Annotated in this window: 24 protein-coding genes and 1 pseudogene; 7 read left to right on the forward strand and 18 right to left on the reverse strand. The window is 70.3% G+C overall.

Features of this window, described 5'->3' with window-relative positions; all coding sequences use genetic code 11:
* Window positions 1-518 precede the first annotated feature (518 nt).
* From OG928_RS47830 to OG928_RS47840, 3 genes are all read right to left on the reverse strand, one after another.
* The gene (locus OG928_RS47830; protein ID WP_331738382.1) at window positions 519-3,659 is read right to left on the reverse strand and encodes a helicase HerA domain-containing protein; all 3,141 of its coding nucleotides are present in this window, start codon (window positions 3,657-3,659) and stop codon (window positions 519-521) included.
* Between the two features lie 48 nt (window positions 3,660-3,707).
* Window positions 3,708-4,046: a hypothetical protein gene (locus OG928_RS47835; RefSeq protein ID WP_406292220.1), complete on the reverse strand. Its 339-nt coding sequence runs from the start codon at window positions 4,044-4,046 to the stop codon at window positions 3,708-3,710.
* 1,434 nt (window positions 4,047-5,480) lie between these two features.
* Window positions 5,481-6,083, reverse strand: coding sequence for a sigma-70 family RNA polymerase sigma factor (locus tag OG928_RS47840; RefSeq protein WP_331738388.1), 603 nt, complete (start codon window positions 6,081-6,083; stop codon window positions 5,481-5,483).
* Window positions 6,084-6,733: 650 nt separating this feature from the next.
* On the opposite strand from OG928_RS47840, the gene OG928_RS47845 reads away from it, so the two are divergent.
* Genes OG928_RS47845 through OG928_RS47855 form a run of 3 tightly spaced genes read left to right on the forward strand, consistent with a single transcriptional unit; the run spans window position 6,734 to window position 8,174 of the window.
* Window positions 6,734-6,886: a hypothetical protein gene (locus OG928_RS47845; RefSeq protein ID WP_331738391.1), complete on the forward strand. Its 153-nt coding sequence runs from the start codon at window positions 6,734-6,736 to the stop codon at window positions 6,884-6,886.
* The gene (locus OG928_RS47850) at window positions 6,883-7,440 is read left to right on the forward strand and encodes a sigma-70 family RNA polymerase sigma factor (protein ID WP_331738394.1); all 558 of its coding nucleotides are present in this window, start codon (window positions 6,883-6,885) and stop codon (window positions 7,438-7,440) included. Before OG928_RS47845 ends, OG928_RS47850 begins: the two co-directional genes overlap by 4 nt.
* The gene (locus tag OG928_RS47855) at window positions 7,437-8,174 is read left to right on the forward strand and encodes a hypothetical protein (protein ID WP_331738397.1); all 738 of its coding nucleotides are present in this window, start codon (window positions 7,437-7,439) and stop codon (window positions 8,172-8,174) included. The genes OG928_RS47850 and OG928_RS47855 overlap by 4 nt, the downstream gene beginning before the upstream one ends.
* Before the next feature lie 28 nt (window positions 8,175-8,202).
* Here OG928_RS47855 and OG928_RS47860 read toward each other — a convergent pair whose 3' ends face one another.
* The 3 genes and pseudogenes from OG928_RS47860 to OG928_RS47870 form a co-directional block, all read right to left on the reverse strand.
* Complete coding sequence (locus OG928_RS47860) at window positions 8,203-9,036, reverse strand: SAM-dependent methyltransferase (protein WP_406292223.1); 834 nt, start codon at window positions 9,034-9,036, stop codon at window positions 8,203-8,205.
* A 255-nt stretch (window positions 9,037-9,291) separates the two neighbouring features.
* Window positions 9,292-12,354 carry an NACHT domain-containing protein gene (locus OG928_RS47865; protein ID WP_331738402.1) on the reverse strand — a complete coding sequence of 1,021 codons (3,063 nt, stop codon included), beginning with the start codon at window positions 12,352-12,354 and terminating at the stop codon, window positions 9,292-9,294.
* A gap of 525 nt (window positions 12,355-12,879) precedes the next feature.
* Window positions 12,880-13,200, reverse strand: a pseudogene (locus OG928_RS47870) (NAD(P)H-dependent glycerol-3-phosphate dehydrogenase); the annotation flags it as partial.
* 181 nt (window positions 13,201-13,381) lie between these two features.
* Between OG928_RS47870 and OG928_RS47875 the strand changes: the two are divergent.
* The 4 genes from OG928_RS47875 to OG928_RS47890 all read left to right on the forward strand — a co-directional run bounded on the left by OG928_RS47875 (window position 13,382) and on the right by OG928_RS47890 (window position 15,222).
* Window positions 13,382-13,768, forward strand: a complete 387-nt coding sequence (locus OG928_RS47875) for a hypothetical protein (protein ID WP_406292225.1) — start codon at window positions 13,382-13,384, stop codon at window positions 13,766-13,768.
* Between the two features lie 103 nt (window positions 13,769-13,871).
* The gene (locus OG928_RS47880) at window positions 13,872-14,186 is read left to right on the forward strand and encodes a hypothetical protein (protein WP_331738407.1); all 315 of its coding nucleotides are present in this window, start codon (window positions 13,872-13,874) and stop codon (window positions 14,184-14,186) included.
* 150 nt (window positions 14,187-14,336) lie between these two features.
* The gene (locus OG928_RS47885) at window positions 14,337-14,696 is read left to right on the forward strand and encodes a hypothetical protein (RefSeq protein ID WP_331738410.1); all 360 of its coding nucleotides are present in this window, start codon (window positions 14,337-14,339) and stop codon (window positions 14,694-14,696) included.
* Window position 14,697: 1 nt separating this feature from the next.
* Window positions 14,698-15,222, forward strand: a complete 525-nt coding sequence (locus OG928_RS47890) for a GNAT family N-acetyltransferase (RefSeq protein WP_331738413.1) — start codon at window positions 14,698-14,700, stop codon at window positions 15,220-15,222.
* A gap of 230 nt (window positions 15,223-15,452) precedes the next feature.
* Here OG928_RS47890 and OG928_RS47895 read toward each other — a convergent pair whose 3' ends face one another.
* From OG928_RS47895 to OG928_RS47950, 12 genes are all read right to left on the reverse strand, one after another.
* Window positions 15,453-16,445, reverse strand: a complete 993-nt coding sequence (locus OG928_RS47895; protein WP_331738419.1) for an ATP-dependent DNA ligase — start codon at window positions 16,443-16,445, stop codon at window positions 15,453-15,455.
* Window positions 16,446-16,590: 145 nt separating this feature from the next.
* The gene (locus OG928_RS47900; protein ID WP_331738421.1) at window positions 16,591-17,379 is read right to left on the reverse strand and encodes a hypothetical protein; all 789 of its coding nucleotides are present in this window, start codon (window positions 17,377-17,379) and stop codon (window positions 16,591-16,593) included.
* 235 nt (window positions 17,380-17,614) lie between these two features.
* A complete protein-coding gene (locus OG928_RS47905) occupies window positions 17,615-18,196 on the reverse strand; it encodes a hypothetical protein (RefSeq protein WP_331738424.1) in 582 nt (193 codons plus the stop codon).
* A gap of 246 nt (window positions 18,197-18,442) precedes the next feature.
* On the reverse strand, window positions 18,443-18,640 hold the full coding sequence (locus OG928_RS47910; protein ID WP_331738427.1) for a hypothetical protein: 198 nt from the start codon (window positions 18,638-18,640) through the stop codon (window positions 18,443-18,445).
* Window positions 18,641-18,774: 134 nt separating this feature from the next.
* On the reverse strand, window positions 18,775-19,242 hold the full coding sequence (locus tag OG928_RS47915; protein WP_331738429.1) for a hypothetical protein: 468 nt from the start codon (window positions 19,240-19,242) through the stop codon (window positions 18,775-18,777).
* A gap of 548 nt (window positions 19,243-19,790) precedes the next feature.
* Window positions 19,791-20,153 (reverse strand): fic family toxin-antitoxin system, toxin component, encoded by a 363-nt coding sequence (locus OG928_RS47920; RefSeq protein ID WP_331738431.1) that lies wholly within the window; start codon window positions 20,151-20,153, stop codon window positions 19,791-19,793.
* A gap of 4 nt (window positions 20,154-20,157) precedes the next feature.
* Window positions 20,158-20,916 carry a hypothetical protein gene (locus tag OG928_RS47925; protein WP_406292229.1) on the reverse strand — a complete coding sequence of 253 codons (759 nt, stop codon included), beginning with the start codon at window positions 20,914-20,916 and terminating at the stop codon, window positions 20,158-20,160.
* A 308-nt stretch (window positions 20,917-21,224) separates the two neighbouring features.
* Window positions 21,225-21,455: a hypothetical protein gene (locus OG928_RS47930; protein WP_331738437.1), complete on the reverse strand. Its 231-nt coding sequence runs from the start codon at window positions 21,453-21,455 to the stop codon at window positions 21,225-21,227.
* A gap of 19 nt (window positions 21,456-21,474) precedes the next feature.
* On the reverse strand, window positions 21,475-22,647 hold the full coding sequence (locus tag OG928_RS47935; RefSeq protein WP_331738440.1) for a methyltransferase domain-containing protein: 1,173 nt from the start codon (window positions 22,645-22,647) through the stop codon (window positions 21,475-21,477).
* Window positions 22,648-22,661: 14 nt separating this feature from the next.
* On the reverse strand, window positions 22,662-23,504 hold the full coding sequence (locus OG928_RS47940; protein WP_331738443.1) for a radical SAM protein: 843 nt from the start codon (window positions 23,502-23,504) through the stop codon (window positions 22,662-22,664).
* A 273-nt stretch (window positions 23,505-23,777) separates the two neighbouring features.
* Window positions 23,778-24,533: a (d)CMP kinase gene (locus OG928_RS47945; protein ID WP_331738446.1), complete on the reverse strand. Its 756-nt coding sequence runs from the start codon at window positions 24,531-24,533 to the stop codon at window positions 23,778-23,780.
* A 180-nt stretch (window positions 24,534-24,713) separates the two neighbouring features.
* Window positions 24,714-24,929, reverse strand: a complete 216-nt coding sequence (locus OG928_RS47950) for a hypothetical protein (RefSeq protein WP_331738449.1) — start codon at window positions 24,927-24,929, stop codon at window positions 24,714-24,716.
* Between the last annotated feature and the right edge of the window lie 63 nt (window positions 24,930-24,992).

Below are 24,992 nucleotides of genomic sequence, written 5' to 3' on the forward strand. Positions count from 1 at the left end.
CATCTAGTGCACGCGACGCCTCTGTTCCTTTGCCTTCACCCGGCGTCCCCACCACGCCCGCGCCCTCGCCCGGCCCCGCCCCCGCACCCTCGGTGCCGGACAAAGCCCACTGGCCTCCGCTCACACCACCTTCACCCGGCGTCCCCACCACGCCCGCGCCCTCGCCCGGCCCCGCCCCCGCACCCTCGGTGCCGGACAAAGCCCACTGGCCTCCGCTCACACCACCTTCACCCGGCGTCCCCACCACGCCCGCGCCCTCGCCCGGCCCCGCCCCCGCACCCTCGGTGCCGGACAAAGCCCACTGGCCTCCGCTCACACCACCTTCACCCGGCGTCCCCACCACGCCCGCGCCCTCGCCCGGCCCCGCCCCCGCACCCTCGGTGCCGGACAAAGCCCACTGGCCTCCGCTCACACCACCTTCACCCGGCGTCCCCACCACGCCCGCGCCGCTGCTGTCCCCTCTGTCAGCTGAGCCGGCAGCCGGCGAATCATTTCCTCTGGTGCCTTCAGAGGGCGTGTCACTCATCGTTCTCTCCTGCGGGAACTGCTGTGTCCCGTCTTGCTGCCCTGAGTAGGTCGGTCAGCGCACGTCGTGCGGTGCCGGGATGGGCCCAATGTTCGGCGGCGAACATCTGTTGAGCGAAGCACAGGGCTGTGCAGTGGGCGACATCTGTCAGCTGTGCTGCCAAACTTTCGTCTTGGCCTTCGGCTGAGAGCTCGACGAGGTGGTAGGCGGCGTCCTGGCACACGTCCCACACGGCGGGTCGGCGTTTGTCGAGGGAGGCGCGGTCGGCCTGGCGGGCCTGTGTCCACACGTCCGCGAACTCGCCGGCTGTCACCAGCTCGGATACCGGGTACCGGCACAGACAGGGTCCTACGCGGTCCTGCCAGATGCGAGGACAGTCCTGGAACGGGCCGTAGCCGTTCCCTTGGAGCGCCAGCAGCAGCGCACGGAGTTCGATCACATCGTCGGCGCTTTCGCGGCCCTCCAGATGGGCGGTCAGTGCGCGGTCGATCAGGTCGGCGACGGCGGCGCTCTGTGTGTAGGTCCAGCCGGCATTGGCGCCACGGACACCGGCGAGGTGTCGGGCGCCGTGGTGGACGAGGCAGGCCAGCAGATCCTGGCGGTCGATCCAGGTGGGTCGGCGGGGTTCGACGGTGGCGAGGACGTCGGGCCAGGTGCGCTGCAGGGCGTCGCGGGTTTGAACGGCGGACAGGAAGAGCCGGGCAAGGGAGCGAGTCACTGCCGGGACCTCGAGGAGGGTGCGAGCTTCCTCGCAGGCTTCAGGATTGGTCAGGCACTGCCGGTCGCATTCTGTGGAGAGCCGGAGACGGTCCGCGGTGGCGGCCAGGTTGTTCTTGACGATGTGTTCTCGCACTTCGCCGTGGGTTGGCCAGGTGCCGGATCCGCCTTTGGCCGGCGGTACCTGGATGAGCAACGGTGCGTCTTCGCCGTCGGTGAAGACTGCGGCCCGTCCGACCGGCAGAGTGGCCAGAGAGGTGGTTTGGCGGTCTGTCATCACCATGGTGGCGCCCAGGACCTCACGGTCGTCGCCGGCCACGATGCGGTGGGCAATCTTGAGGTTGGTGTTTTTCACGACGTCGGGGGCGAGTTTGGTGGGGATCTGGTCGACGACCACAACGCCCTGGCCGTAGGCGCGGATCTCGGAGAGCAGGCTGGTGAAGGCCTCGACCGCCTTGCCCCGCACATCGGTTTCGACCTGTTCGCCGCCACCGCGGGGTCCGGCGGTGGCCGCCAGCAGCCGGTGAGCCTCTTCGATGACGAGCAGGTGCCGCAGTCCCTCTGCGTCGCCCTGGGTGCGGCGGTGTTCGGCCAGTCGGATCATCAGCAGGCCCATCATGAAGGCCTTGTCGTCGTCGTCACCCATGCCTTCCAGCTCCAGGACGGTTGGCCGGCCGAGAAGGGTCTCGATGGGAAGGGAGCAGCGGACGTCGAGCATGCGGCCCTTCCCGCCGGTGCGGAGGCTGTTCAGGCGGGTGCGTAGTGCTGCCCGAAGGTCGCTGGTGACCTTGTCTTCGTAGCCGAGCTGGGGGACGAGTTCTTCGACTTTGCGGACGAGGTCGGTGAGGGTGGGGAAGGCTGCCGAGCGGTCGGCGTCGGCGTCGGCGTCCAGTCGACGGTTGGTATCGGTGGTCACGTTCCAGCCACGGTCGGCGTATATGGCGTGCAGACCGACCTCGAGGATCTGCGGGAGCGGGGTCCACATACCGAAGCTTGCGTTGAATACGGACCGCAGCAGGTCCAGGTGGCTGGCCACAGGGATGCCCGGGGGGACTTCGAAGGGATTGAGTCTGAAAGGCGAGACGGTCTCGTTGCCGGGGGTGAAGACCTGGAGCCGGGGGCCCAGGGTCTCGTCCCTCATCAAGACCCGGTATTCGGTCTTGGCGGGCTCCAGGACAAGGAACGGGACGTTGAGTTCGGCGAGCCGGCGCAGCAGATGGAAGACGGTGTTGGTCTTGCCCGATCCCGTGACCCCAGTGACGAACGCGTGGCGCGTCAGTTTGTCGGGGCTCACCCCGTAGGACGTGGCGGTGACCCGCTGGTGCTCGACCAGCGTGCCGAGAGCGAGACTTTCGGGGTCCGTAGGCGGGGCTACGGTGTCGAACTCTGGTACGTGGGTGACGGCGAAGCCGTTCGTCTCCGCGTTCGGGAGGTGCACGTAGGCGGCGAGCTGGGCCGAGGTGAGCAGCGTCTGGTGCTGGAACGGGTGACGGTAGCAGCCGGGGGCCGTCTCCTCGACAGGGTCGGGCAGCGCCCACTGCGCTGCCAGTCCCGGCACATCCTCCCGGTCCCATACACGTACGGGCTCCAACAGCGACTGCTCGGCCGAGAAGATTCCGCGCCACATGCCGGCCAGCGGTCCGTAGCTGTCGGCGTCGCCCAAAAGGTACACGGCGGTACGCCAACCGCCCGTGTTCTGAGCCTCCGTGAGGTCGTCGAGCCGCATGGCCAGTAGCTCGTCGTACGTGTCGGCAAGCGGGCTCGGGACACCGCCGAGCTTCGACGCGGTCTGCACCGACCTTCTCTCGTTGATCAGTTGCAGTCTGAGGTTACGTACCAGGGTTTCCCCCACCGGCTGCGCGAGGACGAGGGCCGCCCAGTTCAGGCCCGCGAGGGAGCGGAGCAGCCGGTCGTAGGGCAGGAGGCCGTCGAACGCGTCCGGTGGTTTGCAGATCGGGACGCCCAGCGCCAGGCCGCCGAGGTCCCAGTCGCGGCTGGTTGCGCCGTCGGTGCCGGCCGCGTGGTCGGCGGTGATCTCAACGGTCGAGTACAAGGTCTGCAGACCGATCTTGATCAGGTGCCCGTTCTCCGCAACCGACTCCGGCGCCCCGTAGTCTGGCAGCCACGTTCCGATACGGAGGCCGGCCCGCCCTGGTTGCGCGCCGACGAGAAAGCTGAGCGGCACGCCGTAGTTGGAGAGCCCGACCAGCAGGTCGCGGGTTACGGGGCTGCTGAGCCGTTCGTCGCCCGTGGGCCGCCGGGATTTGTCGATCCGTCCGATGCCGTCGACCTGCATCAACATGCGCAAAGGCAACGGTGCCTCGGTCAGCCCTGTCCCGGAACTCAGGGGCGGGGGCCGGAATCCCGTCCTTTGGATGTAGTCCACGTCCTCCGCGGTGAGACTCTCGACGGCCATCGCACACTCCATCTTGTCGGCAGGCGGGCCGCAGCGGCCGGGTATCGCTCAGCTGGGCGCGTGACTGATAACCCAGATGGCGACTGCGAGAAGGGCGATACAGAAGGCGACAAAGAGGACAGCACACGCGATGCCGACAGTCTTCTTCGCGCGGACACGTGCCCCGGTCGTAAGATTCTGCGCCTCGTTCATGCGGAAGGTCCCGGATTTCATGGTGCCGGTTCCCCGCACCGAGTCCCCGTCGCTGATCGAGCCCTCCATGCCGTAGCCGCGCATCTCCACAGGAATGAGCTGCACCCGGTTGCCTGATTCGTCGTACCGCTCCACGCGGAAACTCAAGATCTCCTGGGAGTTTTTTTCGCCCTGTTGCTCGGTGCGCAACTGCACTCCGCGCACCTGCCCTTCGACCACGCGCAGGGAGGCGGAGGGCGCCAAGGGTTCGGTCGCGCGGTGCGGTGAAGTTTCCTGCCGGGGTGGCTGCGGATCGCTGTCGCCCGGGTGACCGCCGGCCGGGGGCGGCGGAGGCTTCGCGTCCGGGCTCCAACTACCGTCGCGGTGGCTGGAATTGTCCTCGAACGCAGGGCGCTGCGGCCGCCCGCAGTGCCCACAGGTCCGGGCACCCGACGGCATCTCGACACCGCAGGCTGGACACGCAGTCACAGGATCACCTCGGTCGCCGCTCGGCAGTGCATCTTGTTGAGTCGCGTCGTACGGCTGCTGTTGAAGAACAGTGCAGGGCGGAAGAAATCTCAACCTGCTCCATCGCCGTCACCTTCCGAATCCGGCAGGGACGCATGCGCTTAACGTGGGCAAAACAGATCCGTCGATGGACCGTCGGCCACGCATCGCCCGGTGTTGCGGGTATATCGATTGTCACCCTTCCAGGCAGTGGTTGCGCGTCGGCCGGGCGGCACGGCGCGTGCCGACGGCACGGTCACAGTCCAGTCCCGCCGTGGGCGATGGCGCCGACTTCGCTGGGTTGACCGGCGGCGTGACGACTGCCGGCAGCGCCGGTTTTCGTTCCGATCTCCCCCGCCCGCACCGCAGGATGACGGCCAGGGAGGAGTCGCCACGCGCCCGGCCCGAACGGGGGTGCGGTGAATTTCGGTTGGCCATGCTCAACCGCCCTGCTCGCGCCACCGCGATCACCCACCCGGCGGCCGGAAGGCCGCGACCGGCATGACGGCCGACTTCCCGGACCGATGCCCCGACAGCCGTCCGTAGCCCGGCTTCCGCCGGGGACGTGGGTCCTGCCGGTTCGTCACCGGGTCGGTGACGTGAGCGTCGACGAGGCCGTACAGACCGGCGTTGTTGTCCGAGGTGCTTCAATGCGCGTCCGGGCGTCGCCCGAGCAGCCGATCTTGATGCGGGGCGCGGGCCCGCAGCTCCAGAACGTAGAGACCGTGGCCGGTGCCACCGGTTGCCATCGGGCGATCGAGGGTCATGCGCAGGACCCGTTTGCTGTAGGCGGCACACGAGCGGCGGCACGGGGACCCGTGCCGGACCGCAGGAGAGCACGGCCCTGGGACTGCACCGTCTCGAAGGACGGCGACGTGGTCGCCGGGGGCGGCAGCCGCATCGGGCGGTCCTCGGGCTGGGGGCGGACAGTGCTCGGTCGATCGGCAGGCGAACCGCGCCGGTGACGGTGCGGTTCGCCGGCTTCAGCGTCGGCGAGGCTCCGGCCGGCCGCCGCGGTGGCCGGCGCAGGTCGGTGGTCGCTGGGGCCGCGAAACCGGTCGGGGCCGAGGGAGTGGTGGGTGTGGCGCTGCTTCGGGCGAGGCCGCCCCCGCGAGGGCCTCGGTGTCGGGCGGGTCGTCGGCACTACGCGCGGGGGGCGCGGGTCACGCGTCCGCGCCGGTCCCGTCGGTTCTTCGTACGAGTCGGCACGGGATGTGCCGCCTCGTCCGGGCAGAGATCGCGGTCCAGGCGGGCGAGGGCCTTCTCCGCGTGGGTGCGCACGACGTCGACTCCCATCCCCAGGGCGCGCGCGGCGACGTCGTCGGTGCGACGCAGCACGCAGGTGAGGACGATGACGTCGTGTTCGTCCGGGGGCAGGCGGGTGATGGCCGCGCACAGGGCGATGCGGTTCTCCAGGGTGTGGAAGTGGTCCCGGTCGGGGCCGTCTTCGGTGAAGGCCGCGCTGTCGAAGGCGCGCATCTCGGCGAGGGCGGACACGTGGTCGCGTTCGCGGAGTCGTTGCGCGAGGTGGCGGCGCAGGATCGCCCAGGCCGCCGCGGCGGTGGGGTGTTCGAGGCGGGTCCAGGTGAGGGCGACTTCGACGAATGCGGCGTCGACGGTTTCGCTGGCGGTGTCGGCGTCGCCGGTCAACAGGTGGGTGTAGGCGCGCCAGAGGCGGTCGTTGGCCTCGTGGAAGGCGGTGAAGTCGTGGGGCAGGGCCGCGGCGGGTGGGTCGGGGTGGGTCACGGCCCGCCCTCCTCGACGGTGTGGGGTTTCACGCACGTGTCGCGCGCCGTGTCCGGCGACAGGGTCGGCGGTGGGCCGGCCGGGTGCCGAGGCCGTACCGAGGGTGCCGCGTCCGGGCGGCGTATTGCGGTTGCCCGGGAACGGGCGTGGTGGCGGGGGATCCCCATGTTCGGAGGACCTCTCTGCTGGACACGGCGGCCGGCTCCCGGCGGGGTCGGCCGTGTCGGTGCGGATACGGGGCGGGAGTGTGTTCGTCCCAGAGGGACAGCAAACCGAAATCGGGGGCCGGATGTGCAATGCATTCGATATCTCTCGGCAAGTGCAAGTCGTGCAATTCGAAGGCAAGCGAGCATTTCCTTTTTTCTTTGCGACTATCCGCGCCGAAGTGGTTGGGGAGGGTGTATAGGCAGTTGGGCGGACCTATCGCGGGGGTGAAATCGGACACGAGGGGACTTGAGGGGTGAATCGTCGGCCCTTCGGATGGGTGGGATCGGGATTGATCGAGATTGCCGGAACGGGAGCTGTTTCCTACAAATAAGAACAGTTCCCCGTGGCATTGCACGAATGGCGGCCGAAAGCGGTTTTCTGGTCTCACACGCAAGGGCCCGCCCGGGGCCCGGGAATTCGGACAAGGCGAGGATCACGCGCTCATGGCCACCGCACATCACACCGTCCCCATCGGCGAGTCCCCCGCCGTCCCGTACGAGTCCACGGGCTCGTCGGGCGCGTGGATCGGCCGCGGCTCCCCCACCTCCTCCCCTTCCCTCTCCGTGATCGTGACCGTCGGGGAGGACGCGGCATGAGCGAGGGCCCCCTCCCGGTGTTGTCGGCGCCGGTCGGCGAGCGGCTGTCGGTGACGTTTCGCGCGTTCCACGAGTCGAACGTCCGCGTGTGGCTGCGGTACGCCCGGCTGCACCTGGGCGAGGAGCAGGCGGCCGAGGTCGTCGTCGACGGCGCGTTCGAGGACCTGGCCCGTTCCTGGCCTCGGGCGCTGACCTGCGAGTCGGTGCAGGCGTTCGCCTGGGGGCTTTTGCGGGAGCACATCGCCGCGTGCCTGGAGCATCGGCGCACCGCGTTCGTGGAGGTCGCGGCCTTCGACGCGGTGCGGGTCGTGTTGCGTTCCGCGCGGGCGAAGTTCGAGATCATGGAGAGCGCGCTGGGCCTGTACACGGCGATCTCGCGGCTGCCCGATCGCCAGTACGACGCGCTGGTGTTGCGGCACGTCCTGGGCTACCCGGAGGACCGGGTCGCGCTCATGCTGGGTTCGCGCCCGGGGACCGTGCGCTCCAACCTGCGCTGGGCGCGGCGGCGCATCGCCCGGGAGTTGGGCATGACCGACCCCGAGGACACCCTGTGAACGCCCGCGACGGTCACCGCGTCAGCCGGCGCGACATCGAGGACATCCTCGGCACCGAGGTCCTGACGCACACCTACGACACGTACGACACCGCCGCCGCGCGGGACCGCATCGCGCGGGCCCTGGTCGGGGCGGCCCTGCCGGGTCAACGCGCCGGCACCGGGCGCGCGTCGCCGCTGCTGGAACGGCGCGAACGCGCCGCCGTCGACCTGCGGTTGGCGTCCGCGCTGGTGCTCAACGCGGGCCGTGCCGCGGAGGCGTTGGCGTGGCTGGCCGACACCCAGCGGGTGGACGCCGACGGAGCGCTGGTGTTCGCCTGCCTGCTGTACCTGACCGGCCGGCAGGAGGCGGCGCAGTTCTGGTGGCAGTTCGCCGGGGGCGCGGGCAACCGCACCGCGGCGAACTGCCTGGATCTGTATCACCGCAGCCACGGCCGGGCGGTCGAGGCGGAACACTGGCGCCGCCAGGGCCGGATCCTGGCGGACCTCGCCTCCCCCGAGGTGCCGGCGACGCCGATCGACTGCGAGGATCGCCCGCTGCTGGCGGCGCACATCCGTCACGGCCTGATCGCCGCGTGCCGGCGCGGCGACGACCCCCGCCTGCCGCCGGCCGTGGACGGCGTGTTGAGGGGCCTGGCCGTCGAGGCCGACGACGACGATTTCGGGACCGTTCCGCGCCCCACCAAGGCCCTGCCCGCCGACCTCGCCCGCCTGCCCGCGAGCCGCGCCCGATGACGCGGCCCCCGGGCCCGGGCTCGTGGGGTCAGCGTGTGCGGGCGATCGCCCCGTAGGTCGACACCGCCGCGGCGTCGACCGACGCGAGTCCCGGGTCGGGCAGCCACTCGGAGACCACCCGCACCCCCGGGTCCTCGATCTCCCAACCCGACAACAGCGCCCGCACCTGCTCCCGCGTCCGCGGGCGCACCGTGATGCCGGCCCGCGCGTAGGCGTCGACCACGCCCGCCCACCCGGCCGGGTCGAAATCGGCCGTGACGTGGCTGATCAGCAACCGGCTCCCGGACGGCAGGCGCCCGGCGAACGCGGCCACGAGCGCGGCCGGGTCCTGCCCGTCCGCGACGAAGTGCGGGAACGCCGCCAACAGGACGGCCACCGGCTCGTCCGGGCGCACCGTGTCGACGAACCCGGAATGCGCCAGTATCGCCACCGGATCGCCGACGTTCGCGTCGATGTAGGCCGTGCGTCCCTGCGGGCCGCTGGTCAGCAACGCGCCGGCATGGGCGAGGACGATCGGATCGTCGTCCACGTACACCACACGCGCCGACGGATCCACACGCTGCGCGACATCGTGCGTGTTGCGGCCGTCGATCGGGATCCCGGTACCGATGTCGACGAACTGCCGCACCCCCGACCGCGCCAGGTGCTCCACCGCCCGCAGCAGGAACGCCCGATTCTCCCGCGCGGCCGTGCGCAGGGTGGGGACCGACGCCAACGCCCGCTCGGCCGCGTCCCGATCGACGTCGAAGTTCGTGCTCCCACCCAGGTAGTAGTCGTTCATGCGAGCCGGATGCGCCCGGTCGAAGTCGATCTCCAACGAGCCGCTCCCGCGGAACCCGCCACGCGGGGAATCGTCCGCCACCGTTTCCGCTCCCGTCCGACCCCTGACGGGCCGCTCGCTCCTCGGGCCCGAAGCCCCACGTCGTCACCGGACGCCCCGAACACAAGGGCACACCCGGGCCCTACCCACCCCCAGGGCCGCCCCACCGAATCCGAGCCCACCGATGCGCGACATCCGCGTCCACGACCGGCACGGGCGACCGGCGTCGCGGGCGACCGGGCGCCCCGTCCTCAGGCGGTGGTCTCGTCACCGGCCAGGTTCCCGGCGCGGGCCCGGTCACCAAGCCTCTTCGTCACCGTATTCGGGATCCGACCCTTTCAGCTGCTTGAGATAGGCGCTCGTATGGATCTTGTCCCGCAGTGCGGCGGGCAGTGCCTCGAGGTCCAGCGAGCAGTGTGCGGTCCACACGTCTTCCAGGTTCGTCATCCCGTGTAGCGGGGACAGGTCGAGCTCGTCCATGAAGGAGAGGTCGAGGCGGTGGAGGTGTTCGAGCGACGCCACGGGGCCGAGGTCAACGGTCGGAAGGCTCTCCAGCATCAGGACCCGCAGATGTTCCAACGCGGCGACGTCCGTGAGGCCGTCGAGGTTCGGACAGGCCACCAGGCACAGCCGGGTCAGGTGAAGGTCTCGCAACGCTCCCAGGTCGGACCCTTCCCAGTAGCGCAGTTCCACGACGGAGAGCAGTGGGCACCGCGCGAGAGGGGCCAGGGAAACCGGCCCCGAGCCGTCGCGGAAGTGCACCTGGAGCGTGTCCAACCTGGGCATCCGGGGCAGGTGCCGGAGATCGTCGGGGGTCAGGCCCTCGACGACGGTTCCCGTGACGTGCGGGAGCAGCGCGGGCCAGCGGTCGAGAATCGAGGGCTCCCCGATGCTCAGGTGGACGCCGTCCAGGTCCATGGCCAGGAGCACGTCCTCGATGTAGCGGTCTCGATCCGACACCAGGTCCAACGCATGGGCGACCCAGGACCGCACGTGCACTGAGGGGTGGTTGCGCAGGCGTCGCAACAGGGGAATCGCGTTGTCACCCCCCGCATCGAGGGTTCCCCTGATGATCGACAGGACGACCCCCGGTCCGAGTTCGGCTCCGGCCGCGTCGATGTGGTCGATGAGCAGGTCGATGGCGAACTCGCCCAGTCCCGCAATCTCCCGGGCCTCGTGGATGTCGGCGGGCGGCACGAAGGTGCGGGTGTGCTCGATCACCAGGGCGCGCAGGGTGGGTTCGACCATGCCGGCGTCGGCGATGGCGGCGCCGGCGAGGAGCCATAGGGCGCGGTCGTCGTCGCGTGCCGCGCGGTCGGTGAGGCCGCGTAGGAGGGAGGTTTGGGTCTCACGGAGGTTTTGTGTGCGGCCCACGGCCATGATGACGACGTCGTGGTAGAGCGGGTCGTCGGCGTGGGCGAGGAGGTGGGCGATGTGGTGGCCCTGGACCATCTCCCAGGCCGCGAGGTAGTCCTGGAAGCTGGCGTGGCGAAACTCCAGGACGCCCAGTTCCGGTTCCTGCAGGAGTCCGCTGCGGCGCAGGAGATGCTCGAGGAGCTCGTCGGCGGTGTAGGGGTCCTGGCTTGCGGGCGGGGTGAGCCAGCGGGTCTCGGGTTCCAGGATCGATGCCGCGGTTTTGCGGGTGATGGAGCGGCGGCCGTTGAAGGTCATCCACTGGGCGATCACTCCGAGGAGGCGTTCGGCCTGCTCTGGGTGCAGGCGTACCCGCGTGGTGGTGACGCCGCGGGCCTGTTCGCGTCCGCCGAGCATCATCGTCAGGGCGGTGCGGTAGAGCGCGGTGCGGCCCTCGGGCAGGACGCGGTCGGAGTTGCGGTGCAGCGCGCACACGAGTGCGCACAGCAGTGGGCTGGTCGCCAGTTTGGACAGGTCGCGTCGGGATTCGAGTACGGCGATCAGGGAGTCGGCGCACTCGTCGAGTTCCTTCGGGTCTGCGCCGCGGCCGGCTTGTGCCCGGTGCCATCGGTGGACGCAGTCGCGGACCTGCGCGGGTGTCATCGGCCGCAGTTGCGCGCGGGTGAACCCCTCCCCGGCGAGGCGGTCGTGCCATCCCGGGGTCAGCACACCCGGGCGGGAGGTGACGATGTAGGTGGCGTCCGGGTAGTCGCGGCACAGTCGCTCCACCCATTCCAACGCCTGCGGTCGCAGCCCCGCGGGCAGTTCGTCGACGCCGTCGATCAGGACCGTCGCCGACCCGGCGCGCAGGTGCCTGGACACCCAGCCGGACGGCTGCTCACCGGAGAGGGTGGACCCGGTGGCGGTAGTGAACTCCTCCACGGCGGGCAGGTTCAGATGTCCCTCCCGGACGAACGAGCGCAGCTTCAACACGAACGGAACCGGCTCGATGTCCGCTGGCCAAGCGTCCGCGGCATCGTTGCCGTCGATGCACCGCACGGCCACCCGGCGCAGCAGGGTCGTCTTCCCCGACCCGGCCGGGCCCTCCAGGACCAGGCGCCGGCACTCGGCGAGCACGTCGTCGAGTGAGGTTCCCCGGCGTTGGGCGGCGAGGTACGTGAGTTCGTCGTGGAGGAACCGTTCGGCCCTCGTCACGGCTGCGCGGCCTTCGCTGTGGGCCGGTTCGTCGGGGTCGGGCGACGGTCGGGGACCTGGCACGCGGTCGGCGATGTCGTGCCGGGGCGCCGGGTCGGTGGGTGTGGTGTCGTCGTCGGTGGGGTGGGGGGTGGTGTGCAGGGGGAGGTCGACGTAGGCGGTGGTGAGGGCGTAGACGGATTCCTCGGGGGTGAGTTCGCCGACGCCGTACAGCTGGGCGCGGTCCAGCAGGGGCCGTACCCCGCGGGTGTAGCGGGCGGTGAACTCCGTGTCGCGGACGTCGGGGGCCGGCCCGAGGCGGTCCAGGATGCGGCCGGTGTTGGTCGCGGTCTCCATCGCGGTGCGGGCGAGGAACTCCGGTTGGGCGGAGAAGAACTCGACGACGTGCGCGCAGCACACGTCCAAGAGCCGCCCGTACACCTGTTGCGCCTCGAGGGTGGGCAGCGCTGCGGTGGCGGCCGTCGTCTCGAGGGATTGACGCAGGCGGTCACGGTCCAGGTGAGTGGCCTGGACCTCGTCCATGGTGATGCCCGCGCCGAGGACGGTCTCGACGGCGGCGACGACCTGTTCGCCGATGTCGGGCTCCAGGTGGGACAGTTCGAGGTCGGTGTCCGACAGGCGTCGGGCCAACACCCGGGTCAAGGAAGCGAAGTCGTCGTTTTCCAGGCGGCGGCCCGCGCGTTGGAGGCGACGCCCCATCGACACCGGGCGCGAGACCGTCCGCGCCCCTTTGGGCGCCGCGAACATTCGCGCCACCAAACCCGCGACCGCCGTGGTCGTGCGCACTGCCATGGCCGCTTCCACCCGAACGAACCTCCCCCAGGACACACCGGAACCGGCCCGTCGAACGACGGCGGGCCCCGCACGCAGTCTTCCGCATCGACCGCTGTGACGGGCCGGATCGCCCGGAACGCTCCACACACGCCGACCGCGACGGGAAAGCAAGCCGGCTGCGTGTCGGCGAACCGTGCCGCGGCATCCCAACGGCGAGACGACATCCGCCTCATCGGCGTCCGCACCACACCCGAACGCCGCGCACTCGCCATACGCTGCGCCATCACCTGAGACGTTCGTGCTGGTCGACGTCCGCGGTGCGTACGGCTTTCACCGGGCGCCGGTGGCCGGCGCGGAGTCGGACGTGTTCGACCGCAGGACCGGAGCATGGTCGATGGACGTTCGGTGACCCCCGGTTGCTGCCGAACGCTCAAGGACATCACCTGCCTTTGCGGTGGCACCGGCCGGTGTGTCGGCGCGCGTTCCGCGTGTTCCCGCGATTGCGGCGAGGGCGCGCATCTCGCGTGCCCGTCTGAGGCTGTAGCGCTCGGGTTTGGGGCTGCGGGTCATCAGGACGTCGCGGGCCCGGGCCGGAGTGACGCCCCCGTGGACGAGGGCGACCACCACCTCCGTCAGGGGCATCTCCACCCCGTGTCGTCCGGCGAGTTCCAGGACGGATTCGACGGACTTGACGCCTTCAGCGGTCTGGCTCGTGGCGACGGCGGCTTCCGCGACCGTCATTCCTCGACCGAGGTGTTCGCCGAACACGCGGTTACGGGAAAGCGGGGAAGCGCAGGTGGCGACCAGGTCGCCCATGCCCGCCAGGCCGGAGAAGGAGAGCGGCTCGGCACCCAGGGCAGCTCCCGGCTAATCGACCACGTCGGGAGGCGCTGTCGCTAAGATCCGCTCATGACGTCACGATGGGCAGATGCCGCGTAGACCGCCGCGCAAGGTTCGGGTCGTAGCTCCCGGCCCTCCGAGCCATGGTGCCACCACCAGCACGTTGTTCGTCGGTCGCTGCTCCGGGGCGCCGGTTTGTACAGGTGTGCACACGTACCTCTTTGTCGATGGACTCGACATGATCGCGCGAAGCCACAGCGGGGCGGTCGGCCTGCATCCCCGACAACTCCTCCTCTCCGGCGGACCGCTCTATCCGACCGATGCAGTTCGAGACGTCAGCGTGGCTTCTGTGGTGCCCTCTGAGCCCAACGCGGGTGGGCTCGTCGTCCGTGTGCGCCTCCAAGGCGAGACCGTCGTCTGGACCGATCTGATGTACCCAGACCTCCAGGGCAGGCTCGTAGATGAAGTCCGGTTCGATCTCAGGCAGTATCTCGGCGAGATTGAGAGGGCCTATCGGGAGTGGGCGGTCGCTGACGGCGAGGCCAGCCTGACGGGAGATGTCTGTCGAAACGCCCGTGGTCCAGTTGAATAGGCGCATGGGAAGCGCCCGGGGTCAGAGGCCCGCATCGCGGCGATGGCGCCTACGTGGTGGTGCAGCCGATTACACGTACTCCGGCGCAGAGGCGAGAGCGCTGTTGGGCCATCGGCTTGACTGGGCAAGCCAGGAGACCTGGTTCGAGGATGAGCATGGCCAGCTGCTGGCGGTGGTCACCAACGGCACACGCGCGATGGTGATGTTGATGCACGGAGACGGGGATCCAGGTGAGCACCTGATCGACGCCCGTGGCGAGGGATGCTCTGGTGGGTTTCTGCTGGCGAATGGACAGGTCGATACGTATGCCGACCGGGACACCGTCGTCTTCAGCGTCGCCGGCCGGGCCGTGGCGCATCTCATCGAGCATGGCGTGTGGCCTGATGACGTGACCGTTGAGGATGACCGCGGGACGTGAACGACGAGCTGCGGGCTCAGGCAGCGCCAGGGCAGTGATCAGTCACTGTCGTGCCGCAGTTAACCACCGAGCCGCGCCGCACTACGCACCCTCGACCACGCCCGACACAACCTCGACCGCGCCGACCCCGAACTCCCCCGCCCGAGCTGGGTGCGGTTCTACGACCGCGCCGAACTCGCCGGGCTCTCCGGGATCGTCCACCTCACCCTGGGGGATCCGGCCGCGGCCGAGGCCGACGCCCACCACGCCCTCGCCCTGCTGCGCCCCGGCCTGGACCGCAACCGGCGGATGTACACCCTCGAACTCGCCCGCGCCCAACTCGCCCAGGGCGACGTCGAGCAGGCCTGCGCCACCGCCGTCCTCGACACCCCCGACCGTCGGGCCCCGACCGGCCGCACCGCCGAGCTCCTGGGGCTGTTCCGCACCGAGCTGGTGACCGCGGCGCCCGACTCACGGCACACTCGCGACTGGTCCGCCCGCGCTCGCGACACCCACACGAAGAGGGAGTGACATGGAGTTCCGGCACTATCGCCTCGACGACCTCGACGAGGTCCGCCCGATCCTGTCGTCGATCTACGCCACCGTCCACGCAGGCGGCGGTCCGTTCCGCACCGTCGAACGCTTCGAGGCCAGGCTCGCGAGCCACACCTCCGGGGCCGACTGGCACGCCGTCGTCGCCCGGGACGGCGAGACCCCGGCGGGATTCGTGTACGCCGCTCCCCTGAGCCCCCGGACACGCTGGTGGGAGCCGATGACCGAGCCCCTGCCCGAGGAGTACACCCGCGAGACCGGCAGCCGAACCCTGGGCCTGTTCGAGCTGATGCTGCTGCCCGGGTACCGCGGCGTCGGCCTGGCCCGCCGGCTGCACGACGAACTCCTCGGCGCGCGGACCGAGTCCCGGGTCAGCCTGCTCGTTGCCCCCGCCCACGACAAGGTCCTCGCGCTCTACGAAAACTGGGGGTACCGGCGCGTCGGGGACGCACAGCCCTTCGCCGACTCGCCGCGGTTCGCCGTCATGGTCCACGCACGCCGGTAGCTCGGATGCCGGACGGAGCTGCCCCGGGCGCGCAAGGGCGAGCGTTCGGCGCGCGACGCTGCGCGGCTACGCCGGGATCAGGCGCAGCACGGTCGCGACCAGCACGCCGGCGCTGATCAGGTAGACGATGACGGCGGGCCGGACAAGTGGCAACGGACGCGGCCGCTGGTGTCGATCGCCCGACAGGAGGCAACGGAGGGCGGTTGGGCCGGGGTGAGAGAGCCACCGGCTCAAGGCTCTTGATCAAAACCATCTGGGCGTTCGAGCGAATCCTCGTCAGTCGTGAGTTGCGCCGGATGCAATTCGGCGCGGATGCGCAACAGCCGTGGCCTGTGGCGGTACCGTCCCCATTCGAGGTCCTGATCGACCTCGATCTCGATCACGATGTCCGGACGCACAGGTGTGTAGACGATGGGCTCGGACCCGGGCAACCCTCCGACCGTGCCCGGCAGTCGCGCCTGGGTCGCGTCCTCGACGGGCCGCAGCAGCGGCGCGAGTTCGCGCCTCAAGGCGGCCCCGGCCGGCAGGCTCACCCCCACCGCGCGCATGCGCCCCCGGTGGTCGGGGCGGCCCAGGACCAGTGCCTGCGTGGCGGGCGTTCGCCCCGTCACGCCGATGACGACCGCCTCGGTCGTGTGGGAGGCGCGCCACTTGAGCCAACCGGATGCCGCGCGGCCGGAACGGTAGGGGCTTTCGAGGGGCTTGCAGACGGTGCCCTCGATGCCGCCCCCGAAAGCCCCGACCCAGGCGCGCGCCTCGGTGGGGTCGGTGGTCATCGGCACCGGCTGGATCACCGTGGGGGCGTTCTGCAGAAGGTCGAGCAGCCGCTGGCGTCTTTCGCGATAGGGGCGCCGACGAAGGTCGAGGTCACCGACCGAGAGCGCGTCGAAGGCGACCAGGACGACCCGGAAGTCGGCGCCGCGCCGCGGCCCTTTTCCGCTGCGTGTTTGCAGGCGGCCGAACGCGACGCTTCCGTCGTCCAGGAGCGCCACGAGTTCGCCGTCGAGCACCGCGTCGTCCAGCGACCGCGCCGCGTCCGCGACGTCGGCGAACGCGACGCTCAGGTCGGTGCCGTGGCGGCTGAACACACGCGGCCGCGGTCCGCAGCGCACGGTCGCCCGCCAGCCGTCGATCTTGGCCTCGTAGGCCCAGCCGGGCTCGATGGGGATCCGGTCGACACGAGTGGCGAGGGCGACGTCGACGGGAAGCGCGACTGCGGGCATTCCCGCCCGTACCCCACTTCCGACCATGTCAGGCAAGCACCGTTGCCGCCTGAACAGGTCGTTCCTGGTGAACGCGACGCCGGGCGTGAGCGAGTCGGCCTCGACGAGTGTCCGGGCATTCGCGATTCCAGCGAACGTCGGCGGTCTAGCAATCGTCGGCGGTTTGTTGCATCACTCCGAAGGTCTCGGCCGCAAGACGCTGTCGAGCCTCGTGGGAACTGTCGAGCACGGCGCGCAGTTGCTCCGCGACGGCGGCCGGGTCGCTGGTCAGCGGTTCGACCTGAGGGTGGCCGGCGGCGAGGATCCGCTCGTACGCGATCCTTCCGGGGTCGACATCCCATACGAAGGAGATCCTCGCGGCGTCGGCCGCCCGACGCTCCCACCTGTCGATGGCGTCGCGGGCGCCGTCCACGGCGACGACGTAGGCGTGGTGCGCGGCGAGCCAGGCGTTCGCAGTACTCAGAGCCTGCCATCGCGTCTCGACCAGGTGAAGGGCCCGGTCGCGCTCCCGGCGGGCGACCTCCTCTTCCCGCAGGCCACGGCGCAGGGTGTTGTAGCGACGCAGCGTGTCGTTCAGCGCGATGAGCCGTACCCCTTCCTTGACGAGGTCGTTGCGGTCGTGACCGGGGTGTGCGGCGGTCCAGCGGTCCAGGGCGGCGTGGTATGCCTCCTCGTCGGTGGCGTCGTCGAGGCCCGTGATGCCCTCGATCGCGACGGGACTGATCATGTCGGTCTCCTCCGTGGGTCGGTTGTCGGGCTCGATGCCCCTCGATCGCAGGTCGCCGTAGACGGTGGGGCGGCTGACGCCCGCAGCCTCGGCGAGCACGGAGACGTTGGTCTCGCCAGCGTCCCAGGCATCGGCGATGAGTCCGGCGCGGCGCATGGGTGCGGCCCAGGCTCGCAGTGCGGCCATCGCCGCGTCTCGTCTGCTCATACCTCGATTTTGCTGTAAAGCCACTTTACATGGCAAGTGGCTTTACACTCTCTTGCCCGTACGCGACACCCACACGAAGAGGGCGTGACTGTCCGGTCGCACCGAACTTTGAGCGAATCTCACTGCGGTCTGTCTCACCTGGGAGGGAGTGCGGTGAGAGGTGCCGGACGAGATCCTCACCGGCTGCGGACCCGAGTGCCTGCCGATGGCCTGAGCGTGACCGGCTGGCGGCGGTTCACTGCGGCTCGTCGCTCGTCGGCAGCCGACGGGTCTGTTCCAGCAGCAGTTCCACCTGCTCCACCAGTTCCTGCGGCACAGTCGGGAGGTGGTACGGGTTCAGACCCTGGTCCCGCTGCGCCCGCATGGCGTCGACGACCCGCTCCTTTTGGCGCAAGTGCCGGTGCGCCTCCATAGCCCTGTGTGCCTCGACCATCAGTTCGGTGAGCGGCTCGGGCAGGTCGCCCAGATCGACCGGAAGCACCTTGTAGCCCTGCTCTGCCTGGGCGCCAGCGTCGGTCACGGCCACGGTCTTGTCCAGGCCACCGCAGACCTGCCCGAGCGTCACGACCGGGGGCTGCGTCTCGGGGGACGGGCCGCTCGCCACGGGGACCGGGGCCGGGGCGGGTTGGGTGTGGCTCTCGGTGAGCACCCGCACGGCTTCTTCGCGGCCGGCCTGGTCGAGTTTGGCGGGCAACTTGCCCGCATCGGCCGCGGCCTTTACGCGCTGCAGGGCCTTCTGGTGGCCGCAGCCGGTCAAGCGGTTCAGAGCGCGGGCGATCCGCTCCTGGTTGGTGGTGCTGTGGGAGGACGGGGCCATCGCTTCTCCTTTGTCGCGTCCTGGCGTTGCGGTTCGTCCCACCACGAGCATGGCCAGGGTGCGCGGTTCGGAGAGGGCACCAGTCGTCGCTCGCACCCGCGCGGCAGCACGGTTCACCGGCATCCCGGGGGTGGGCCCGGGCCGGCGCGCACAAGCGAGGTGCGCTTTGTGCAGCCTAGCGGTCGGTGCCGACAACGCCCGGGGATCGGCCACGGCCGCTCCTCCGCAGGGCTGCGGACGTGCGTATCACGAGGCTACGGTCGCGAGGGCGGCGGCGACGGTCGCGGCGACGGTGAGGACGGTGGCGAACGTGGTGGCGGCGCGTGTGACTGCCTGCGGGTACGTGGCTCCGTCGAGGCGGGCGAGCTTGGCCGCGGCGGCGGCCGCGAGCAGGGCCACGACGACCAGCAGCGTGACCGCGATGAGGGTAACGGCGACGAACACGACGACCTCCGGGCATGCGATGGGGCGTTGACGTGTCCGACGGTCGCGAACCGGTGAACGGCGGGGTTCGACCGGGCGATGATGACCACCGGGTGGCACGGGAGTTGCGACAAAGAGAGTCGACGGGGTGTTTGTCAGTCCGCGGTCGGCACCACGGTGACTCGCCGTCCTGTGGGAACGACGAGGGTGGCAGCGCCGTTGTCGTCGACGGTCAGGATGAAGCCGTCGATGACTGCTCGGCGTCCTTCGCTGCTCTTCTCGACTGCCGCCGTTCCTCCGGTGAGCACGGTCGTATCCAAGTACTGGACGGGCCTGGCCTGCCCTTTCACCCAGGGCTTGCCTGGGTTCGGAGTGCCGACCAGATGACCGAACCTCGAGGAGGGAACCCCGTCGAAGGCCACCCGACCGTCGTCCGTGCGCTTCCAGTCGAGGATGTCGAACGCGGTGACCACGCTGTTCTGGTAGATGCCGAGGAGTCCGTCGGCGTAGGTGCTCAGGGCTTCGTCCTTGATCTGGGCCCAGGCCCGCAGCGTCACGTCCGCAGGGGTTCTCCTGCCGGCGAGCACGTCAGGCCACGACGAGGCGAGATGAACGAGGATCATGGCGGACCTCCCTGCCCGGGAATGATGTTCTCATCATACGCATATGATGTCGCATCTTCCATGTCGGTGTGGTGAAGCCTTTCAAGTCCGGGTTCGTCGACCGGGGCTCGGCCCGGCGCACCAACGGCGGCCGACGTTCAACGCGACGAGAGGCGGGCTGGCGGCGACCGACGGCACACCCCACTGCAGTCCGCCGCGAACAACACCCGAACTGTCCGACGGCCTGCGACCTCTACGCGCCCCCGACCTCCGACGGACGGAAATCGGTGCCGACTCGTCGCCGGTGAGGACGCATTGACGGCAGGCAAGCGCGTGGCGAGATGCGGACCCGCTCGTCTCACGGAGATGGGCGATCAAGGCAATGGCGACGTCGTCGTGGTCCAGGTGCTCCGGCGCGAGGGTCGGGTGGAGCATGCAAGGCTGTGCCCGTATGCACGATTGGTCACATCGGACCAACAAGCGGCCGCCGCTGTGCGCGTGCCACTATCCCCATCGGGGAGAATTCCCTCTCCCGGGTGAAGTCGCCGGCATGGCGGGAGCGTGGTGGCTCAGGTGGTCAGGGTGCGGATACGAGCGGCGATCTCGACGACGTCGGCGCGTCCCTCGGCGGCGTCGACGGCCAGGGCCGCCCATTTCCCGGGGTCGGGGTCGACGGTGACGCCTTGGTCGTCGAGGTAGGCGGCCACCGCGGCGGCGAACGTCGCGTTGTGGGCCTCCAGCGCGGGGACCCGGGACAGGGAATGCAGGAGCGCGGCAGCTCGTGCGCGTGATCCCTGGTAGACCTCCATGCCCATCACGACGCCTTGGTGACGTGCGACGGCGGCGATCAAAGCTCCGAAATCAGTTACCGTCGGGTCCTCGATCTCCTCGGCGAGTTCGAGGAGTTCGGCGAGGGTGACGTAGCGGGGCACGCGGCTACGCGGCGTCGACGGCGCGGTCGGCCTCGGCGAAGGCGGGGTCCTGGACCCAGGCATGGAAGCGGCCCCGGGCCTTGTCGACGAAGTCGCCGGTCGCGGTGGACACGACGTAGTCGTGGACGTTCGTGCCGAGTCGGGCGGCGCGCTCGCGCAGGGCCGCGAGTTCGGCATCGGTGAACTCGATGCTGGTGTCGCTGTCGCTCATGGGTTCACCGTAGCGGTCGCGGTGCTCGGCCGGGGAGGCATCGGCCCGGCGTTTACGGTGCTCGGGCAGGGCGCGTGCGACGGCCGCGACCTGGTCGGCCCGCTCGCGCCATTCGCGGCCGAGCTCGGTGTAGAGGGCGAGCGCCTGGTCGATGACGGCGGCGTCGAACCCGGCCGCCTTGAGGTCCAGCCGGGCCGTTCGGTACCCGGCGCGCAGGGCCTCGCGCTCGGCAAGCATCTGGTCCCGGGTCACTCGGGCGGCGATACAGGGGTACTCGACCAGGACCCGGTGCTGCCCTCGGTAGTGCGCGAGGGCGGACAGATCCAAAATTTCCTCGACCGCCCTCTCGACCCATCCGGTGCGGCCCGGTCCGGGCAGCCCCTGCGGCCAGTTCGCCGGGAGCGGGTCGACGGGGGCCGCCCCGGCCAGGGCGTTCGCGCGGGCCGCCTCGCGGGCGGCTCGCGCGCGGGTGGCGTCGACCCGTTCACCCAGGGTGGGGCGGTCACTGAACGAGGGCTCGGGGTCGATGTTCCCGCCGGTCGAATCGCCCATGTCGATCATGGTAGCGCCGATCCGACACGCTCTCGAACACGAGTTCTAATTCGGGGTCGGGTCCACGCGGTTACCGCGGCGGTATCGATCAGGTTCCCGGTTCAGGACGGCCGGCACATCTGGGCCGGCCGCCAGCGCAAGGGTCTCGTCGGCGCCCGCGTGTTCGGTTGGGCTCGGGCCGCGCATCAGCCAGGCTTCGGGCCTCCTCGCCGGCCGAGGCTGCGGTCTCGGCGGCCTTCTCGGCGCCACAGGCCAGGTCGACCTGGCCTGGCGGTGATGTGGCGAACGGCATGGGCGGGACGTGGTGGTCATGCACGGTGCCGACCCCTGCCTGGTGTCCACGGTGTCACGGTGGCGCCGGGGTGGCCGAGCCACTGCGCGACGCCTTGTGCGTTGATTGCGATCCCGCAGGCGTCCCACTCGTCCCCGGTCCATGTCTCCAGGGCGAACTGCGGGTGGGGAAGGAGGAGGCGGCGCACCCGCCGGGCTCCAGGGGCGTCCCCGGGGCGGTTGAGGTAGTCGTTCAACGACTCGTCCATGGCCGCCTCCTCTTCTTTCTCAGTGGGTCCGTGTTGTTGAGGCGATTGCGTTCTGCGTGGCGGGCGGGACGGTCGCGCTCCACTGTCGGCGGGCAAGGTGCAGCGTGCCGTCGGGGTCGATGACTACACCGGCCCCGTATTGCGGCAGCCCTCCGTCGGCGAGCCAATCGTGGCGGATGCCGTCCAGGATGTCCCACAGCCGGCGCGGGCCGGACTGGTGGACTCTCGGCTGCTCGCCGCGGCGGCCGACGGCCCGAGCCCATGAGCCGTCTTCGTGGACCATAACCGCTGTCCTGACCCCGTCCTCGGTCTCTTCGTAGCCGTGGTGCACGCCGGGGGCCGCAAATGCGAAGGCCGGCATCAACTCCCATGCCTCCCCGACCGCGACCACCGGGTACCGTCCGGGGCCGATGTCGTCCCCGTCGTTTGTCCAGGCGTACGCCTTGTCGAGTGAGGGCGGGTAGTCGTCTCCGGTGCGTGTGACCATGAACCCGGCGCGTTCGGCGGTGACGAACCCTCGGGCGCCGCCGTCGGGCGTCACGTCGGCCGCGATCACCAGGCCGGTACCGCTCAGGTTCGTCACCAACCGGCCGCCCGGGTTGAGCGCGGCGAGCCAGCTCGGTGGGATGCCGGGCAGGCCGACCGTGGAAACGATGCGGTCGAAGGTTCCGGGCAGGGAGCCGGTGACGTCGCAGACCTGCATCCGCGGCCGGTGGCCGAGGGCCTCGAGGCGATCCGCGGCGGTCTCGACGAGGTGGGGATCGACGTCGACGCTGGTCACGTTGTGGGCGCCGAGCCGGTGGGCGAGCAGCGCGGTGCCGTAGCCGGTGCCGGTCACGCACAGCACGCGGACGTCGTCGGGGATCATCGCGTGCCGGTACATCGAGACGACCAGGCCCGGGAGCGTCGACGAGGAGGTGGGCCTGCCGACGGGGCGGTCGTCGTCGCCGGCGCGGTCGGCGTGGAGACCGCCGACACGGGTGACGAGGGTGCGGTCGGTGTACACGTTGTTCCGCCACCGCTCGGGGTCCGCGCTGCCCCTGCGCAGGCTCCAACCGTCCTGGTCGGGCTCGTACCGCCACCAGTTGGGCACGAACACGTGGCGCGGGGTGCCGGCGATCGGTGCGTGCCAGCGTGACGAGGGATGCACCGTGGCGTCGGCCAACGCCGCAGCCCGGGGTTGCCAGTCCATGGATCGGCCCTTCGTCAGTCGGTAACGGGGTGGGGCGCACAGGTGTCGTTGTCGGGCGTGCAGCCCTCCGTGCGCCGTGGCGGGAGGGCCGCTGCCATCTCCCGCCATTTGTCGCCGCCGACGATCGAGTTCAGGGGCGCGGTGTGCGCGTTGCCGGCGATGAGCCAGGAGGACATCGAGCACCCGGTGACGTCACCGTTGGGCAGGATCGTCACCCGGCCGTCGGCGCAGCGTCCGCACAGCTCGTTCGTGTCGGGGGCGCCGCTGCCGCAGGCACGGCCGATCGCGCGCTGCCGGTCGATGCGGATGTGCTGCACGCCCAGGGCGCGCAGTTCCTCGGTGGCCTCGGTGACGCGCTGGCCGTCGAGGGACCGGATGATGTTGGCGCGCAGCGGGATGCCGTACTCGAGGGCCTGCACGATGTTGGCCTTGGTGCGGGCGTACGAGCCGCGGTTGCGGGTGATCTGCTCGTGCTCGGCGGCGCGGTCGCTGTAGTAACTCGTGGCCAGGCTCGCGCCGTCCTGCCGCAGCAGCTGCCACTGTGGCTCACGGACGTGGATCAGGTTGCTGTACACCTCGGTCCTCACTCCCAGGTCCAGGGCGTGGGTCAGCAGCTCCGGCAGGTTCTGGTGCAGCAGGGGTTCACCACCGATGATCTGGGCTCGCGTCGCGCCCATGGCCGCGCCTTGGTCCAGGGCGGACAGCCACTCCTCCAGCGTCATGTCGCCCGTCGTGCCGCCGGGCCCGGACTCGTTGTAGCACTGGATGCAATTGGCCTGGCAGCGGCGGGTGATGTCGATCTGGATCTGGTCCAGGCGCGGAGGTGCGATGGCGGGGTCGAGAGATGTGATGGTCATGTCGTGGGTCCTTCCGATGTTGTCGGACCGGGCTGGGTGGCCTTGGGCAAACGGGCTTTCGCCCCTCCGGAACGCCCCGCTTCTCCTCATTGTGTGGGGAACAGCGGTGCGGTGTTCGGGTCTTCGGTCGCCGGGATGCCGCAAATGGATGGGGGGTGTTGCCGGCCGGATGCGGCGGACGTGGGTCGGCCGGGCTGCGCGCACCTTTCACGTCGGTGCTCTCGGTGTGGACCGTGATGTCCCGGCGTGCCCGGCGCCTGCGGGCGCGCCGGGTCACCCCCACCCACTCGGGACGACGCCGGGCGCGTCCTGTTCGGCGGCCTTCCCGGCATGGGCCAGGGCGTCCTGTGCGCGGGTCAGGACTTGGGCCGCGGTCATGTGGGTGGAGTCGATGTCGATTGCCCAGGAGCGTGCTCCGAGGGCGCCTCGTACCTTCAGGTCGAGTTCCGTCTCGGGTCCCACGCTCGTGGACACGTTCGGTATGCCGGCGTACTGCGTGGAGCGGCGCGTTCGGCGCGTGTCCAGCTCCGCGGTGAGGTAGACGGCCACGTTCGGCGTCGGCATCAGCGTGATTGCGGTGTCGCGGCCGACGACGACGAGGTTGGCCCACGAGAGTGCATCCGCCATGTGCGCGTGCATGGACAGGATTTCGGCGCGCCACGCGTCGTTGCCGGCGACGTGGCGCAGGCAGTGCTCCAGCCCGACGCTGCGAAGGTCGTGGGTGACGTCGCCGTCGCGCCAGATCATCATGAGGGGGTCGATCGGTTCGGTGTCGGGCCCGGTGAAGAGCGCGGGGAGGTGCAGCAGGCCGTCGCGGAACTCGTCCGGGGTCAGGCCCGGTGTGCGGCTGAGGGCCAACCCCGCAGCGCGGTACGTCATCCCCGTGTCCAACAGGAACGTCTCACCGCCGCCCCGGCTCGCCCACGACTGGGCGACGCCGTAGCCGAGGGTGGTCTTCCCGGCGGCGGTCGGTCCGTCGACGGTCAACCGGGTGCGTGGGGGTGCGTCTGCTGAGGGAACGAAAATCACGGCTGTTCTCCCGGGAGGGACGGCGGGCAGTTCGAGGTCAACGGGTGCGGTGCGCGGTCGTCATCGGGAGCGACATACCCACGGGGCCGGCGCAGGGGCGGTGCGGCCGAGCCGCTCAACGCAGTGTCGGTTCGGCCGGGGGCCGGGGGCGTGCCGGACCCCGACTCCCCGGCTTGGTCATCAGGCGGCTTCCTGCTCGCCGAGCACTGCGACGCGGGGGACGCCCGCAGACTCCAGCGAGTTCCGCAGGTCCCGGAACAGGGCCACGGCCTCCGGCAGTGTCAGGGGCCGGACCTCCGTCAGGAGTTGGAGTTGGCCCGACGAGTCCGCGACGTTGTACCGCCACAGGACCGTGATCGGCCGGGCGCGGTCGTCGACGTCGTGGATGACGTTCACCGAGTGCGCGTTCGGAATGAACGGGCGGAACGTCGTATGGGGGCGAAACTGGGGGTGGCCCAC

Origin of the sequence: Embleya sp. NBC_00896, from assembly GCF_045207785.1 — a bacterium.
In the GTDB taxonomy this organism is placed as follows: Bacteria; Actinomycetota; Actinomycetes; order Streptomycetales; family Streptomycetaceae; genus Embleya.

Bases quoted from the DNA above. Each gene is read 5' to 3' on its own strand.
- OG928_RS47895 (WP_331738419.1), bottom strand. From the start codon at position 16,445: ATGCCCGCAGTCGCGCTTCCCGTCGACGTCGCCCTCGCCACTCGTGTC.
- OG928_RS47890 (WP_331738413.1), top strand. From the start codon at position 14,698: ATGGAGTTCCGGCACTATCGCCTCGACGACCTCGACGAGGTCCGCCCG.
- OG928_RS47900 (WP_331738421.1), bottom strand. From the start codon at position 17,379: ATGAGCAGACGAGACGCGGCGATGGCCGCACTGCGAGCCTGGGCCGCA.
- OG928_RS47865 (WP_331738402.1), bottom strand. From the start codon at position 12,354: ATGGCAGTGCGCACGACCACGGCGGTCGCGGGTTTGGTGGCGCGAATG.
- OG928_RS47940 (WP_331738443.1), bottom strand. From the start codon at position 23,504: ATGACCATCACATCTCTCGACCCCGCCATCGCACCTCCGCGCCTGGAC.
- OG928_RS47830 (WP_331738382.1), bottom strand. From the start codon at position 3,659: ATGGCCGTCGAGAGTCTCACCGCGGAGGACGTGGACTACATCCAAAGG.
- OG928_RS47905 (WP_331738424.1), bottom strand. From the start codon at position 18,196: ATGGCCCCGTCCTCCCACAGCACCACCAACCAGGAGCGGATCGCCCGC.
- OG928_RS47930 (WP_331738437.1), bottom strand. From the start codon at position 21,455: ATGGACGAGTCGTTGAACGACTACCTCAACCGCCCCGGGGACGCCCCT.
- OG928_RS47915 (WP_331738429.1), bottom strand. From the start codon at position 19,242: ATGATCCTCGTTCATCTCGCCTCGTCGTGGCCTGACGTGCTCGCCGGC.
- OG928_RS47845 (WP_331738391.1), top strand. From the start codon at position 6,734: ATGGCCACCGCACATCACACCGTCCCCATCGGCGAGTCCCCCGCCGTC.
- OG928_RS47925 (WP_406292229.1), bottom strand. From the start codon at position 20,916: ATGGGCGATTCGACCGGCGGGAACATCGACCCCGAGCCCTCGTTCAGT.
- OG928_RS47935 (WP_331738440.1), bottom strand. From the start codon at position 22,647: ATGGACTGGCAACCCCGGGCTGCGGCGTTGGCCGACGCCACGGTGCAT.
- OG928_RS47850 (WP_331738394.1), top strand. From the start codon at position 6,883: ATGAGCGAGGGCCCCCTCCCGGTGTTGTCGGCGCCGGTCGGCGAGCGG.